The sequence below is a fragment of the Streptomyces sp. NPDC059255 genome, from assembly GCF_042752355.1.
Taxonomy (GTDB): Bacteria; Actinomycetota; Actinomycetes; order Streptomycetales; family Streptomycetaceae; genus Streptomyces.
Genome location: NZ_JBHYZP010000010.1, coordinates 62459 through 76442 on the forward strand (window position 1 = coordinate 62459; position 13984 = coordinate 76442).

Annotated in this window: 13 protein-coding genes and 1 pseudogene; 8 read left to right on the top strand and 6 right to left on the bottom strand. The window is 69.1% G+C overall.

Annotated elements, in window-relative coordinates; genetic code table 11:
- The first annotated feature begins 10 nt into the window (after positions 1-10).
- From ACFXKG_RS14990 to ACFXKG_RS15005, 4 genes are all read left to right on the top strand, one after another.
- Entirely contained in the window at positions 11-2023 is a 2013-nt protein-coding gene (locus ACFXKG_RS14990) for an FAD/NAD(P)-binding protein (protein ID WP_384837713.1), read from the top strand.
- An 81-nt stretch (positions 2024-2104) separates the two neighbouring features.
- Positions 2105-2551 carry a DoxX family protein gene (locus ACFXKG_RS14995; RefSeq protein WP_384837716.1) on the top strand — a complete coding sequence of 149 codons (447 nt, stop codon included), beginning with the start codon at positions 2105-2107 and terminating at the stop codon, positions 2549-2551.
- Positions 2552-2697: 146 nt separating this feature from the next.
- The gene (locus tag ACFXKG_RS15000) at positions 2698-3348 is read left to right on the top strand and encodes a DedA family protein (RefSeq protein WP_384837719.1); all 651 of its coding nucleotides are present in this window, start codon (positions 2698-2700) and stop codon (positions 3346-3348) included.
- A 220-nt stretch (positions 3349-3568) separates the two neighbouring features.
- A protein-coding gene (locus ACFXKG_RS15005; protein WP_384838016.1) for an IS5 family transposase occupies positions 3569-4404 on the top strand; the annotation gives its coding sequence in 2 pieces (ribosomal slippage) (positions 3569-3878 and positions 3878-4404; 837 coding nt in all).
- Here ACFXKG_RS15005 and ACFXKG_RS15010 read toward each other — a convergent pair.
- Positions 4356-5336, bottom strand: coding sequence for an ArsR/SmtB family transcription factor (locus ACFXKG_RS15010; RefSeq protein ID WP_384837722.1), 981 nt, complete (start codon positions 5334-5336; stop codon positions 4356-4358). The genes ACFXKG_RS15005 and ACFXKG_RS15010 overlap by 49 nt on opposite strands.
- 89 nt (positions 5337-5425) lie before the next feature.
- Here ACFXKG_RS15010 and ACFXKG_RS15015 point away from each other — a divergent pair, with 89 nt between their 5' ends.
- Positions 5426-6742 carry an MFS transporter gene (locus tag ACFXKG_RS15015; RefSeq protein ID WP_384837725.1) on the top strand — a complete coding sequence of 439 codons (1317 nt, stop codon included), beginning with the start codon at positions 5426-5428 and terminating at the stop codon, positions 6740-6742.
- 1017 nt (positions 6743-7759) lie between these two features.
- Here ACFXKG_RS15015 and ACFXKG_RS15020 read toward each other — a convergent pair.
- Entirely contained in the window at positions 7760-8317 is a 558-nt protein-coding gene (locus ACFXKG_RS15020) for a GNAT family N-acetyltransferase (RefSeq protein WP_384837728.1), read from the bottom strand.
- A 288-nt stretch (positions 8318-8605) separates the two neighbouring features.
- Here ACFXKG_RS15020 and ACFXKG_RS15025 point away from each other — a divergent pair.
- Positions 8606-8887: pseudogene (locus tag ACFXKG_RS15025) on the top strand (IS200/IS605 family accessory protein TnpB-related protein); the annotation flags it as partial.
- Between the two features lie 89 nt (positions 8888-8976).
- Here the strand turns inward: ACFXKG_RS15025 and ACFXKG_RS15030 are convergent.
- Positions 8977-9207: a DUF2277 domain-containing protein gene (locus ACFXKG_RS15030; RefSeq protein ID WP_384837731.1), complete on the bottom strand. Its 231-nt coding sequence runs from the start codon at positions 9205-9207 to the stop codon at positions 8977-8979.
- Positions 9208-9230: 23 nt separating this feature from the next.
- Positions 9231-9956, bottom strand: coding sequence for a GntR family transcriptional regulator (locus tag ACFXKG_RS15035; protein WP_384837734.1), 726 nt, complete (start codon positions 9954-9956; stop codon positions 9231-9233).
- A gap of 300 nt (positions 9957-10256) precedes the next feature.
- Between ACFXKG_RS15035 and ACFXKG_RS15040 the strand changes: the two genes are divergently transcribed.
- Both ACFXKG_RS15040 and ACFXKG_RS15045 read left to right on the top strand, forming a co-directional pair.
- Complete coding sequence (locus ACFXKG_RS15040; RefSeq protein ID WP_384837737.1) at positions 10257-10874, top strand: hypothetical protein; 618 nt, start codon at positions 10257-10259, stop codon at positions 10872-10874.
- 16 nt (positions 10875-10890) lie between these two features.
- Positions 10891-11865, top strand: a complete 975-nt coding sequence (locus ACFXKG_RS15045) for a hypothetical protein (protein WP_384837740.1) — start codon at positions 10891-10893, stop codon at positions 11863-11865.
- Here the strand turns inward: ACFXKG_RS15045 and hemC are convergent.
- Positions 11858-12796 carry a hydroxymethylbilane synthase gene (gene hemC, locus ACFXKG_RS15050; RefSeq protein ID WP_384837743.1) on the bottom strand — a complete coding sequence of 313 codons (939 nt, stop codon included), beginning with the start codon at positions 12794-12796 and terminating at the stop codon, positions 11858-11860. The genes ACFXKG_RS15045 and hemC overlap by 8 nt on opposite strands.
- A 95-nt stretch (positions 12797-12891) precedes the next feature.
- Positions 12892-13941, bottom strand: a complete 1050-nt coding sequence (locus ACFXKG_RS15055; RefSeq protein ID WP_384837745.1) for a LacI family DNA-binding transcriptional regulator — start codon at positions 13939-13941, stop codon at positions 12892-12894.
- Between the last annotated feature and the right edge of the window lie 43 nt (positions 13942-13984).

The window sequence follows — 13984 nt, forward strand, 5'->3', positions numbered from 1 at the left end:
AGTCACCGCTTTGTCCGATGCACGGCAGTACCCGCACCGTTCTCTCGCCGTCGTCGGCGTCGGCCCCCGTGGCACCTCCGTCCTGGAGAGACTCTGCGCGTCCGTGCCCGAACTGGCGCCGGACGTGGCACTGACCGTGCATCTCGTCGACCCCGCGCCGCCGGGCGCGGGCCAGGTCTGGCGTACCGACCAGTCCGCCGAGCTGCTGATGAACACGGTGGCCTCGCAGGTGACCGTGTTCACCGACGAGAGCGTGGAGTGCGCGGGGCCGATACGCCCGGGGCCGAGCCTGTACGAGTGGGCGGCGGGCCGCCCCGCCGAGCGGCTCGGCCCCGACGACTATCCGAGCCGGGCCGCCTACGGCCGCTACCTGGAGTGGGCGTTCCGTACGACGGTGGAGGGTGCGCCCGGCAATGTGACGGCCGTGGTGCACCGGGCGCGTGCGGTGCGTCTGGATGACGACGCCGCCGAAGGGGCCGGCGGGCGGACCGCCCCCGGCGGCGCCCGCGTTTCACCCGTTGTGACCGGTGTGCCCGGTGCGTACGCCCCGGACCGGCCGACGCAGAGTCTCACGCTCGACGATGGCACGACGATTTCCGGTCTCTGTGCGGTGGTGCTCGCGCAGGGCCATCTTCCGGTGGTTTCCGGTCAGACCCAGGCAACGCTGGCGGAGTTCGCCGTCCGTCACCGGCTGCGATATCTGCCGCCGGCCAACCCGGCCGATCTCGACCTGTCCGGGATCGCCGCGGGCGAGCCGGTCCTGCTGCGCGGGCTCGGGCTGAATTTCTTCGACCACATGGCGCTGCTGACGGCCGGCCGCGGCGGAATCTTCGCGCGGGACGCGGGGGGCGTTCTCGTATACCACCCGTCGGGGCGCGAGCCGCAGTTGTACGCCGGGTCCCGGCGCGGGGTGCCGTACCAGGCGCGCGGCGACAACGAGAAGGGGCCTTCGGGCCGGCACGAGCCGCTGATGCTGACGCCGGACGTGATCGCGATGTTCCGCAAGCGCGCGGACGCGGGCGATCCGCCGGACTTCCGCCGGGAGATATGGCCCCTGGTCGCCAAGGAGGTGGAGGCCGTCTTCTACGGTGCCGCCCTCCGGCGGCCGGCCACCGGGCCCGGTTCCCTGCTGGACCGGTTCCTGTCCGCGCCGGGCGGCAGTCCGGAGGAGGCCGCCGTCCTGGACGACGCCGGGATCGCCGCCGCCGACCGCTGGTCGTGGGAGCGGATCTCGCGTCCGTACGGCGACGAGACCTTCCGCGACCCGGCGGACCACCGCGCCTGGCTCCTGGCCCATCTGCGGAGGGACGCGGCCGAGGCGGCGCTCGGCAATGTCGCCGGCCCGGTCAAGGCCGCGCTGGACGTCCTGCGTGATCTCCGTAACGAGCTGCGGCTGATCGTGGACCACGCCGGTCTCTCCGGCATCTCCCGTCGCGACCATCTGGACCGCTGGTACACGCCGCTGAACGCGTTCCTCTCCATCGGGCCGCCGCGCCGCCGTATCGAGGAGATGGCCGCCCTGGTCGAGGCGGGCGTGCTGGATGTGATCGGCCCTCGGACGACCGTACGGGCGGTGGACGGCGCCTTCCTCGCCGAGTCCCCCGACATACCGGGTTCCGCCGTCCGGGCCACCACGCTCGTCGAGGCACGGCTGCCGGAACCGGATCTGCGGCGGAGCTGTGATCCGCTGCTCTCCCGGTTGCTGAAGACCGGTCAGTGCCGGCCACACACACTCGACGGTTACGAGACGGGTGGGATGGATGTAACACGGCGGCCATACCGTCTGATAGATCGTCAAGGGGGCGTGCATTCACGGAGGTTCGCCCTCGGGGTCCCCACGGAGGGTGTGCACTGGGTGACCGCCGCGGGCGCCAGACCGGGGGTCGACTCGGTCATGCTCTCGGACACGGACGCGGTTGCACGTGCCATCTTGCGGGCCGCGACCAGCGACGGCGCACCACACACGACGCGAATTGATCCCCGACAGAATGTTGAACTTGCAAGCATGATGAGGCCTGCCTAACGTTGCGGGGTGTCACTCGTCGGTCCAGACCGCGCCCCCACGCGCGCTGTCCAGACCAAGACCGAAGGAGTACAACCCCCCATGCGCACTCGTCTGAATACAGCTCAGCCCTACGTCCTGGGCCTGTTCCGGATCGTGGTCGGACTGCTCTTCACCTGCCACGGCGCCGGTTCGCTCTTCGGCGCCTTCTCCCGTGAGACGGTCTCCGCCGGCACCTGGCCCGGCTGGTTCGCGGCCGTCATCGAACTCGTCGGCGGCGCGCTGGTGCTGCTGGGTCTCGGCACCCGCCCCGCCGCCTTCGTCTCCTCCGGCGCCATGGCGTACGCGTACTTCACGGTCCACCAGCCCGACGGGCTCTTCCCCATCGCGAACAGCGGCGAGCTGGCCGTGATGTTCTGCTGGTCGTTCCTGCTGATCGTCTTCATGGGCCCCGGCGCGTTCGCCCTGGACCGATTCCTCCCGTCGCGCGGCTCGGCCGCCGCGTCCGAGGAGGAGCGGCACGGCGAGCGCGCGAAGGTCGCCGCCTGACCGAACCAAGTGAGTCCGGGGCGCCGACATGCCGCCCCGGACGAACGCTCCGTACCGCACACGCGTACGCTGTGTGGCTCAGCAGCCGCTGCCGCCCTCCATGCGACATCAACGCGCTGCCACGGTACGGGCGGGGAGTCGGAAAAGTGCTGGAGAGTCTGGGGTCGCTGACCGGCAGCCCATGGATCTACGCCGTCGTGGCCCTCTCCGTGCTGCTGGACGTGTTCCTGCCGGTGCTGCCCAGCGGCGTGCTGGTCATCACGGCGGCCACGGCCGCGGCGGCGGGATCCACGACGGTCGCGGGCGCGGCCGGGAAGGTGGCCCAAGTACCGCAGGAAGTCCCGTCGTTGATCCTGCTGATGCTCTGTGCGTTCACCGCGTCCGTCCTCGGCGACCTGGTCGCGTTCCGGCTCGGGCGGCGCGGCGGCGACCGGCTCGGCCGGGCCATCGCCCGCTCGCGCCGGCTCACCACCGCGCAGGAACGGCTCGGCAGCGCGCTCGGCGGGGGCGGCGGCCTCCTGGTGGTCATCGCCCGCTTCGCGCCCGCGGGACGCTCGGTGGTCTCGCTGGGCGCGGGCGCCGCGCACCGCAAGGTGAAGGAGTTCCTGCCGTGGTCGGCGCTGGCCGGCGTGGCCTGGACGGGGTACAGCGCGGGGCTCGGCTACTTCGGCGCGCAGTGGCTCGGCTCGACCTGGGTCGGTGTGGCCCTCTCCGTCCTGGCGCTGTTCGCGGCGGGCTCGCTGGCCGCGTACGTGATACGCCGCCCGGGTCCCGGCAGGAGCCCGGCCACCGCGTAGGGCGGCGGGCCGGACGGGGTTCGGAGGCGGACGGGTTCGAGTCCGACTCCGGGCGCATCTCGCTCACCAGCGTTGGCCAGTGGAAGCAACTGATTCCCGCTGTTACCCGGTGTGTACTTAGAACTCCTAACGAAATGATCTTCGAGGTGATTGGATCACTCCGGAACTAGTGATCCAGGGCGGAGTGGCGCGGCCGAAGCGGTAAAAGGTTGACGACGAACTGTGGACGGTGATCGAGCCGCTGCTGCCGAAGGTGGAGCGCCGAGCCCGCCATCCCGGGCGGAAGCGGCATCCGGACCGGCTGGTGTTCCAGGGCATCCTGTTCGTGCTCCATACCGGGATCGCCTGGGAACACCTGCCGCAGGAGCTTGGCTTCGGTTCGGGGATGACGTGCTGGAGGCGCCTGGCCCAGTGGACCGAGGCCGGTGTGTGGCCCCGGCTGGACGAGGTCCTCCTCGCCAAGCTTCACAGCGCGGACGCCCTGGATTTCTCCCGGGCCGCAGTCGACGACTCCCATATCCGCGTGCTAAAGGGGGCCCCAAGACAGGACGAAGCCCTGTTGATCGGGGCAGAAGCGGCAGCAAGCACCGCCTGGTTACCGACGCCACCGGCATCCCGCTCGCGGTCACCCTGACCGGCGGCAACCGCAATGACGTCACCCAGCTCTTCCCGCTGCTTCAAGCGGTACCACCCGTGCGCGGCAAGCGCGGTCGACCGCGCCGAAGCCCGGACGTCGTACTCGGAGACCGCGGTTACGACCACGACAAGTACCGCCGGCTCGTCTGGGACCTCGGCGTGAAGCCGGTCATCGCCCGCCGCGGCACCGAGCACGGCTCTGGCCTCGGAACCCAACGCTGGGTCGTGGAGCGCGCGTTCGCCCACCTGCACTGGTTTCGCCGCCTGCGGATCGGCTGGGAGATACGGGACGACATCCACGAGGCTTTCCTCACCCTGGGCTGCGCAATCGTCTGCTGGCGGCGCCTCAAAAGCAGTGCTGATCTGAGCTCTCAGCCCGTACCGGCGACCAGCGCCTCGCCGAGCGGGGTGCGGCGGTAGAGCACGGATCGTCCGGACCGGGCGCGGACGAGCAGCCCCCCGCCTCGCAGGATGGCGAGGTGGTCTCCTACTGCGCCGGGTGTCATGGCGAGGCTTCGGGCGAGGTGGCTGGTACTGGCCGGGGCGTCCAGCGCCAACAGCAGCCGGGCTCGGGACCGGCCGACCAGGGCGGTCAGGGCGTCCGGTCGGGGGACGCTCTCCTGTTCGCCCCACAGGGCGGCGGTGCCACGGGCACGATAGATCAAGGTCCTGGGCCAGGGGTCTTCCAGGTGCGCGGCGATATTCGCGACGAAGACCGAAGGGATCAGCAGGAGCCCGTCGCCGGCGAGGTGGACTGTTCCGACTTGAGGGAAGTGGCCGATCTCGATACCGCCGGCTTGCCAGGCGATGCTCGGGTGCAGGCTCTCGATGGTCGTGACCCATCCGTGTTCGCCGATCACACCCACCCGGTGCACGACGTCGCGCTCACAGATCGCGCGCAGTTGCGGCCAGTCCGTGGCGAGCAGCTCGTGCCAGGCCTGGTCCATCGCCTCGGCGATCCTGGAGACGGCGTCCGTCGAGTCCAGCACTGCGCGGACGCGGGGATCACGGACGGACGGGCCGGTCGCGTTGGTGGCGATTTCGTGGCGGGCCGCTTCCAGCGGTGTGGCCCGGATCATGGCCAGGTCGTCTGCCCAGGTCTGGTTGAGGCCGCGCGGGGGCGGGGCGACGAAGTTCGGTCCGGATTGCGGGGTGTGCAGGGCGAGGGCGGCGTTCAGTTCGCTCTCGCGGCGAAGCCGTTCAAAGGCCGGCAGGAGCCGGGTGGCCCAGGCTCGTGGCAGCGGCCTGTCTTGGCCGGCGAGCGAGCGCAGCAGGAAGCACAGGTCCATCGCGGGCGACAGCGCGAAGCGGCTGCGCAGCAGGTCCTCGACGGAGACTTCGAAGCGGAGCACCGCACCATGCTACCGAGGGGCGTCTGTTCCGATTCGTCCAGCGACGAATCATTGGTGAGTGGCGTGGGCGCACGGCGAGGCTGCGCGTCATGACCCCAACCGCCGAGCCCGCGCAGGGCAACCACCGTGCCACCTACCGGGAGGTGCTGGCCGAGCCGCGATTCCGGCTGCTCTTCTCAACCCGCACCGTCGCGATCACCGCGGACGCGCTGCGGATCACCACGTTCTCGGTGCTGGTCTTCTCGGCCACCGGCTCCGCACTGCTGAGCGCACTGGCCTTCGGCATCGGCTTCATTCCGCAGCTGTTCGGCTCGCTGCTGCTGGGCTCACTGGCCGACCGGCTGCCGCCCCGCGCGCTCATCACCGGCGGCTACGCCTTGACGTGCGCCGCCGCCCTGCTGCTCGCCCTGGTACGGATGCCGATCGTGCCAAGCCTTGGTGTCGTGGCGCTGGTCGCCCTCGCCACACCGGTGTTTCACGGCGCGTCGAGTCGGCTGGTCGCGCAGTCTCTGGAGGGCGACGCCTATGTACTGGGCCGTTCACTGAACAACATCGCTGCCTCCGGCGCGCAATTGTTCGGGCTGGCACTGGGAGGTGCGGTCGTCGCGGTACTCGGCCCGCACCGGGCGCTCGCGGTCAGCGCAGCCCTTTACCTCGGCTGCGCGCTTGCTATCCGCATCCGGCTACCCCGGCTGCAGCCCGGAGAGTTCGGCGACACACCCGGCAGCGCTCGGGGCGATGGCGGCACCGTCCGGGCAAGCCTGCACGGTGCCGGCCTGCTGCTGCGCGGACACACCGTGCGACGACTGATGCTGGCCCAGTGGCTCCCGCCCGCATTCGTCGCGGGCGCGGAAGGCCTGATCGTCGCCTACGCCGGAGGACGCCACTTCGCGCCCGGCTGGTACGCGGTGCTGATGGGCTGTCTGCCGGTCGGCATGCTGGTCGGTGACCTGCTGGTGGGCCGACTCCTACGGCCACTCACCCGGGAGCGTCTGGTAGTCCCGTTGATTGCGCTGATGGGACTGCCGCTGGTCGGCTTCGCTGCCGAGCCCGGAGTGGGCGTCTCGTCCTGTCTGCTGCTGCTCTGCGGCTTCGGATTCGCCTACGGTCTCGGCCTGCAACGGCCGTTCCTGGACGCCCTACCGCCAGATGGCCAGGGCCAGGCCTTCGGCCTGCTCGGCTCCGGCAGCATGACGCTGCAGGGCGTCGGGCCGGCCTGCTTCGGCGCGGTGGCCGCAGGCATCGGAACAGGCGGCGCAATCGCCCTGGCAGGCGGCGCGGCGGCGCTTACCGCCGGCTGGATCCTCACCTGGCACCCGCCCACCTCCCCGGTCCCCGTCCCGAACTGCTCAACGGGATCAGAGAACGGCACCGAACAGCATGCGTGTACCTCTCCTGCGCAGTAACCGTCGCAGGTCGGGTCGGCCGCAAACCGTCACGCCCCCAGCTCCACCCCCATGTCTCCCTGACAGACAGTCATTGCCGATAGTTCATTGTGTTAGGAGTTCTTAGGCGCACCGTGGGCGCACGCTGCCTCTGCGCTCCGTTTACGGCGTACATCGCGAAGCGAAAGAACCGGCTCGGTGTGATCACGAGCTATCAGGTGAAGTGGTATCCGGGCGGCGCGAGAACGGGCGCAGGTCAGGTTGAGCGGTTCGACGACGAGCCGTCGGCCGAGATCTTGGTGAGGGCTGCCGACGAGAACGGGCGGCAATGGCCCTTCGGGCGGATGAAGGCAAGAAGTACATCGACCCAATGGCCGGCATGGCCGACAACGACGCACGGTCGGTCTTCGCGACGTACCCGCGGGAGTCGGTTACCTTCGCCGCCGGATGGAAGGCGAAGCACACACCGCGCACGGACGAAGGCGCCACAAGCGGCGGTCAGAGGAGGCGACCGGCATTCCGGCTCTTGACGTAGTGCTGGTCCGGGGCGGCACACTTACCGTCCTCGTCGGTGTCGGTACCGGCGTGTGGCGGGTCTTGCGGGGCGTTCTTCACCTTGCGCGCAGGGTCGAGGAGTTCATGGATGACTGAGCCGGAGAGGAGGAGCGGCCGGGGATACCGGGGGCACGGGAGAATAGAGCATGCGGGGCGATTGAGAAGCGGTTGAGCTGCGTTGAGCACGAGCTTTATCCCAGCTTGTGGGAGTCGCTGCGGGACGCCGTTGACCTGGTAAATGAGCAGTTGGCTCGGCTCTGCCTGGATCCAGAAGAGGGCACTGCTACGTGCTGCACTGTCGGCGGCCTGGAGCCTCGTCGCCCCCCGTGTCCGGAGCGGCTCCGGAGTGTGCTTCCTGACGATGAAGCGGGGAGGAGTTGGTCAGACCCGGGGGGGGTGTGAACGCCGCACGCAGTTTTCCGCAGGTCCACGCAGTGGCGATGGCCCGGGAGCGAGAGACAACGCCGATGCCTGGCGTTGAGGTTACGGGGCAGCGGGTAGTCGAAGAACCATGGCGTCGTAGAGCGGCGCTTCCTCCCAAGGGTGGGAAACGCCAACCTTTCGGTACCCCCACGCCCGGTAGGCGGACTGGGCAGGAGCAGCCGTCGCCTCCCGCCGCATTGTGAGCGTGACTCGTTCGGCGGAAAGCCCACCGATCAGAGCGGCGTGGAGGCGGGCGGCGACACTGCGGCGACGCCATTCCTTCCGCACCGCAAGTTCAATGATGACGTACGTACGGGTGCCGTCTTCCCGCGTGTAATCCGCGGGCAGCGGCTCCTTTAGGTTGCTCCACCAGCGAGTGTCAGCGGGAAGGAAGTAGCCGAAGGTGAAGCCGATTACCTCGTCGCCCTCGCGAGCGAGGACCAGACGCATGCCGGGGCGCTTTGCCTGGAGCTGGTATCGGTCGATGAACTCGGCGACGTCACGGGGGCCTTCACAGTAAGGGGGCTCGATGTACACCTCTTCGTACGCGGGGAGGAACGCGTCGAGCTGTGCGCTTGCCTCGTGTCCCTCGTACCTCTCGAACGTCACTTCGTGCATCCGCTCTCTCCCTTCGCCCGTACGTATTCCGTCAACTCCCGAGCCGACTCTCGGGCGCAGGTTGCGTCGACGCGGTCGAGGAGGCCTACCGCCTCGGACAGCCGCCGCATGACGCGGCCGGACTCGACCTCTTCGAGGTGTTCCAGGCTTTTTACGGCGTGGGCCGCGCCCTCGTCGACTTCCCCGGCATTGATCAGGCCACGGGCGAGGGTGAGACGATACAGAATCGGGCAAGCGGTACGGCAACGAAACCATCCGCATCACTCCCGACGGGCAGCTCTCCCTCAAGCTTCCCGCTCCGCCGGACGGCGCGCCCAGGGACATTCGGTCCGGCGACGGACGGCACCGCCCCGCAACGACCGGAGTGATCGTTACGGGAATCGGACCGTCCAGGCCCCACCGGCCATCCCCGGGCTTGAGGGACCCCGCCCCCGTATTCCCGGACCATGGACCCGATCCGTGCCGCCCGGACACGGAGCGAACGCGGGCAACCAGAACACCCAACACCGTTCGGGACGTTCGGCTGAACACGAGTCCTGGCAACAGGACTCACTCCCGCTCAGCCTTTAGGAACGGTAGAAATCGTGATCCGGCCAAGATCCGGGTCGTGGAGGCTCGCCGCCCCTGGGGTTCGGAGCCGGACGGGGTCAGGGACCGGGTCAGGAGGCTGCGCGGGTGGCGGCGCCGCGTACCTCCAGGTCCTGGAGGAGCTTCGCGGTCGACGCGGCGATCTCGTCGACGGCCCGGTCGAACGCCTCGCGGTTGTGCGCGGCGGGGGCGCGGAAGCCGGAGACCTTGCGTACGTACTGGAGCGCGGCGGCGCGGATGTCCTCCTCGGTGGCCTCTTCGGGGAGTACGGGCGGGCGGAGGGTCTTGATGCTGCGGCACATGCCTCCAGTGTGGACCCGCTCGCTCAGGGCAGGTCGTATTCCGCCGAGAGATGACGGCCGGGGCCGAGGAAATCGGTGGCGTACTCCGTAACTGCCCCGTCCTCGTCCCAGTAACGATTGGCCATGACCAGGGCGGGGGCGCCCACCTCGACACCCAGGAGTTCCGCGTCACCGGCAGGCACCGGCCGCAGGGACACCACATCGCTTCTGCGGACCGTACGCCTTCCGGTGCGTTCCTCCACCAGCCCGAACGTCATTTTCGGCAACGGCGCCGACTCGACCAGCTCGGGAGCTGCGTCCGCGAACTCCCCCGGAAGCCACGACGTGGACAGCGCCACCACGCCGCCGTCGTCCAGATACCGCCGCCGCCTCGTGACGACACCCGCGCCTTCCTCCAGCCCCAGCGCCTCGGCCACATCGGCGGGCGCCGGAACCACCTCGGCACCGACGATCTCCACCCGCTCACCGGGCCGGAACCCGGTGCCGCCGACCCGCAGCATCTGAAGCCGGTCCGCACCCGTGGTCTGCTTCGCCCCCAGGTCCACGAAGGTCCCCTGGGTCGACGACCGTACGTATCCCTCCGCCTGCAGTTGCTTGATCCCTTTAGCCGCGGTGGCCGTGGCTACGCCCCACTCCTCGGAAATCGCTGCGATGGAAGGGAGCTTCGCCTCGGGCGCGAGTTCCCCATCGATAATCTGCTGTCGAAAATGGTCCGCAATCTGAACGAACGGCGGCGGTTCCCGCCGCACTCGTGGCGCCATGTCCCCTCCAGCATCGCTTGCTAGCTCACGAACAACACTACCGCGCACACTCGGACGGGGTTGATTCACCGAGTTGAGGGCTGGATGGGTTCCGGTCAAGATTTCGACGGAGCCCCTGGGTGAGCGGTCGGCCACCACGGACCTGGTACCGCCGCCTCAGCGGATTCCTCCCCGCATCGACCGGCCGACGTGAACCTGAGCCGCCCAGGCACTGGCAGACGATGGGCAGCGTAAGCTAGCATACGAATGTTACTCGTGAGCTAGTACGCGATGAGGAAGGGTCTCCGTATGCCAGGCCATCCGGTGCCGTACATCACCCAGTGGAGCGCCGAACAGGTCCCCCGCCTGCGCGTCGTCGCAAGGGGCCAAGGCATCGGCTACGCGGACGAGCGGCCCTACGACCGCGACACCGGCGGTGTGCTGTGGACCCGCGTTCCGTGTCTCCCCGGCAAAGGGCGGCCGGAATTCGGCATGGTCCATGCGCTGAGGCAGCTACGGGCAATGCGGGAACTGCTCTGTCAGGTCTGCGGGCAGCCGTCCGACCGTGACGCGAACGGCGTGCTGTGGCTCCTGGGTGAGGACCCTGGCGATCCTGCTCTCCGGACCACCGGGCTCACTACCGCTCACCCGCCCCTGTGCATGCCATGCGCGCTGAAGTCGGTCCGCGTCTGCCCGCACCTGCGCGAGCGATACGTAGCCCTTCGGGCCCGGACCTTCGAACCGGTCGGAGTGCGAGGCGCGCTCTACCGCCCCGGTCATCCAGCACCCACCGTCGCGGACGTGACCGGAGTCGCCTTCGGCGATCCCCGCATCCACTGGATGCGGGCCGGACAACTCCTCATGCGGCTGAACGAATTCACCATCACGCGACTGGAACCGGCGACTCTCCACGAGCCGGCCGGCTGACCCGAAACGAGGACGTATGCCCATCACGACAACACCCCGGCGCCGCACTCCCACCGGGGCGGACAGCCCGCTCCGAAGCCGCCCGGCCGTCCGGAATCTGCTGGAGCCGGGGACCCTGACCCCCGCCGATCTCTCCATGGTGCTGCTCGTCACCACGGAACCCGCCGACAGGCCCATGCCCACGGTGACAGTCCAGCGGATTCCCGCCGTCATGCGTGAGGCCGAAACCCTGGGCATCCGGTCCGTGAAGCTGTTCGCCGAGTCGGCCGACCGTGACACCACGGGGGAGAACTCTCTCGCCCCCGACTCCTTGATGGTTCGTGCCATCCACGCGGCCAAAGACGCGTCACCATCCATCGCCGTCATGACGGAAACATGCCTGTGTTCCTACACCAGCGATGGGCTCTGCTACCTCGCCGGAGCCCACGGGCGGCCGAACGTGACGGCGACGGTGGAGGTGACCGGCAGGCAGGCAGTCGCTCACGCGGAAGCCGGCGCGGACATCGTCGGCCCCGCGTCCATGCTGCTGGGCACCACGGCAGGGGCACGGCGGGCGCTGGACGAGAGCGGGCACGAAGGCGTGTCCGTCATGCCGCATGTGATCTTCTGGTCCAGCTTGTACGACGGGTTCCGGCTGACCATGAGGGCGACCCCGAAATCGGGTACCGACCGGGAGTTCCAGATCCACCCCGGCCGCGCCGATCAATTCGTCGACACCGCGTTACGGTTGGAGGCGGACGGGGCGGACATGCTGCTGTTGGAACCTGCCATGTTCACCGCGGATGTGCTCGCCACACTCCGGACCCTGACCCGGGCACCCCTGTTCCCGTTCTCCGTCTCCGGGGAGTACAACTCGCTGACGTACGTGGATCCGAGCACGGGAAAGCGCGATGTCCGTCGACTGGTGGAACTCTTCACGATGCTCAAGCGTGCGGGAGCGAGCGCAGGCTTGACCTACGCCGCGCTCGATGTCGCCCGTTCGCTCACCTGACCTTGGTCGCAGCACGCGCCGCGTCAAGGATCGTCCGCGCACCCTGGCCGATGAGATCGGCGGCCAGGGCCGCGCCCAGCTTCTCCGGCTCGGCGGACGGGCCGACAGCCTTGCCCGAAACACGCTCCGTTCCGTCCAAGGACGTCACCTGGCCGAACAGCGACAACTTTCCGTCCGGCGAAGTCTCCGCGTACGCGCCCAAAGGAACACTGCACCCGCCGTGCAGTTCCGCGAGCAGTGAGCGTTCCGCCCGCACCTGAGAGTCGACATCGAGATCTCCTGTGGAGGAGAAAACCTCACGTGCGATCGAATTGTCTTCCTGAATCTGGATTCCCAGCGCGCCCTGTCCGGGGCTCGGCGGAAAAAGATCGAGGGGCAGAATTTCCCCGATCGCATCCTCCAAGCCGAGTCGGCGCAACCCCGCGACCGCAAGGACGACCCCGTCCAGGCCCATGGTCTCGATCTTCTTCAGGCGCGGCGGGACGTTGCCCCGGATGGGCACCATCTCGAGGTCGGGGCGTGCGGCGAGGAGCTGGGCGATCCTCCGGGGCGCACCCGTTCCGACCCGCGCGCCCCGCCGCAGGCCGGCGAGGGTCGATCCGCACAGTGCGTCCCGTATGTCCGCACGTCCGGGCGGGGGCAGGAGCCCCAGGCCGGGCGGGTTGGCGGTCGGCAGGTCCTTCAGGGAATGAACGACAACATCCACTTCCCTCCGCGCCAGAGCCGCTTCCTGCGCGGAGCTGAATGCGGAGCCACCGCTGAGCGCCGATACGCCGGGAAGCAGCGATCTTCGATCCCTGTCGCCCCCTTCGAGAATCACCCGATGGGTAAATCGGACATCCGGAAATCGTTCGCGAAGCGGGGCAAGGAATGCGCGCACCTGAGATTTCGCAAGATTACTGGCACGCGAACCGACGACGAAGGTTTTCACTGACGATCGGTCGACTTTCGGAAGCCTGACAAGGTCACCATCAGAGTACGTTCAGCAACCGATCGCTCGTACAGACAGCGGGTCGGTAACAGCGGCTACTCCAATGGCGGGGCCGTGCTGTCCCGCACGACCAGCCGCGTACCGAACTCGATGCGGGTGTCCGCCTGGTCCGCGTGGCCGGTCGGGTCGCCCTGGCCCTGGTCGGCGCGGCGCAGCCGCAGGAGCATCCGGGCCGCCTCCTCCGCCATCTCCACCAGCGGCTGGTTGACGGTGGTGAGCGCCGGGCTCGACCACTGGGCGAGCGGGATGTCGTCGTACCCCACCAGGGAGAAGTCCTGGGGGATCCGCAGGCCGAGCACGCGCGCCGCCTCCAGCACCCCGAGCGCCTGGAGGTCACTGCCCGCGAAGATCGCGGTGGGCCGGTCGGGGCCCTGGAGCAGTTCCACCGCGTGCGCGTGTCCCGAGCGGACGTGGAAGTCGCCGAAGCGCACCAGCGCGGGGTCGACGTCGACGCCCGCCATGCCCATGGCCGAGCGGAAGCCGTCGAGGCGGGCCAGGGAGCAGAGCATGTCCTCGGGGCCGGTGATGACGGCGATCCTGCGGTGGCCGAGGTCGAGCAGGTGGCGGGTGGCGGCGAGGCCGCCGGCCCAGTTGGCGGAGCCGACGGAGGGCACGTCGGGTTCCGGGTCGCCCGCCGGGTCGATGATCACGAAGGGGATGGCCCGGGACCACAGCTTCTTCTTGAGGTCGTCGGGGAGTGTGGAGAAGACGAGGACGACGCCGAGCGGGCGGCGCCGCAGGACGCCCTCGACCCAGTCGGCGCCCGGGGAGTGGCGGGTGCCGGTCTCGGTGAGGACCACGCTCAGACCGGTCTCCTTGGCGACGTTCTGGACGCCCCTGATCAGCTCCATCGACCAGGTGCTGTCCAGTTCGTGGAAGACGATCTCGATGAGCGGGGCCTCGGGGGCGGTGGGGCTGGAGCGGCGGTAGCCGTGGGCCTCCAGCAGTTCCTCGACCCTGCCGCGGGTGGGTGCGGAGACATCAGGTCGCCCATTGAGCACTTTCGAAACTGTCGAAAGAGAAACCCCGGCTTGCGAAGCCACCTGCGCCAGGGTGACCCGGCCTGCGCTTGTCTCGTCTCGCATGGACTGAAGGATAAGGCACCGGAAGTAGGGCGGAAATCGGTAA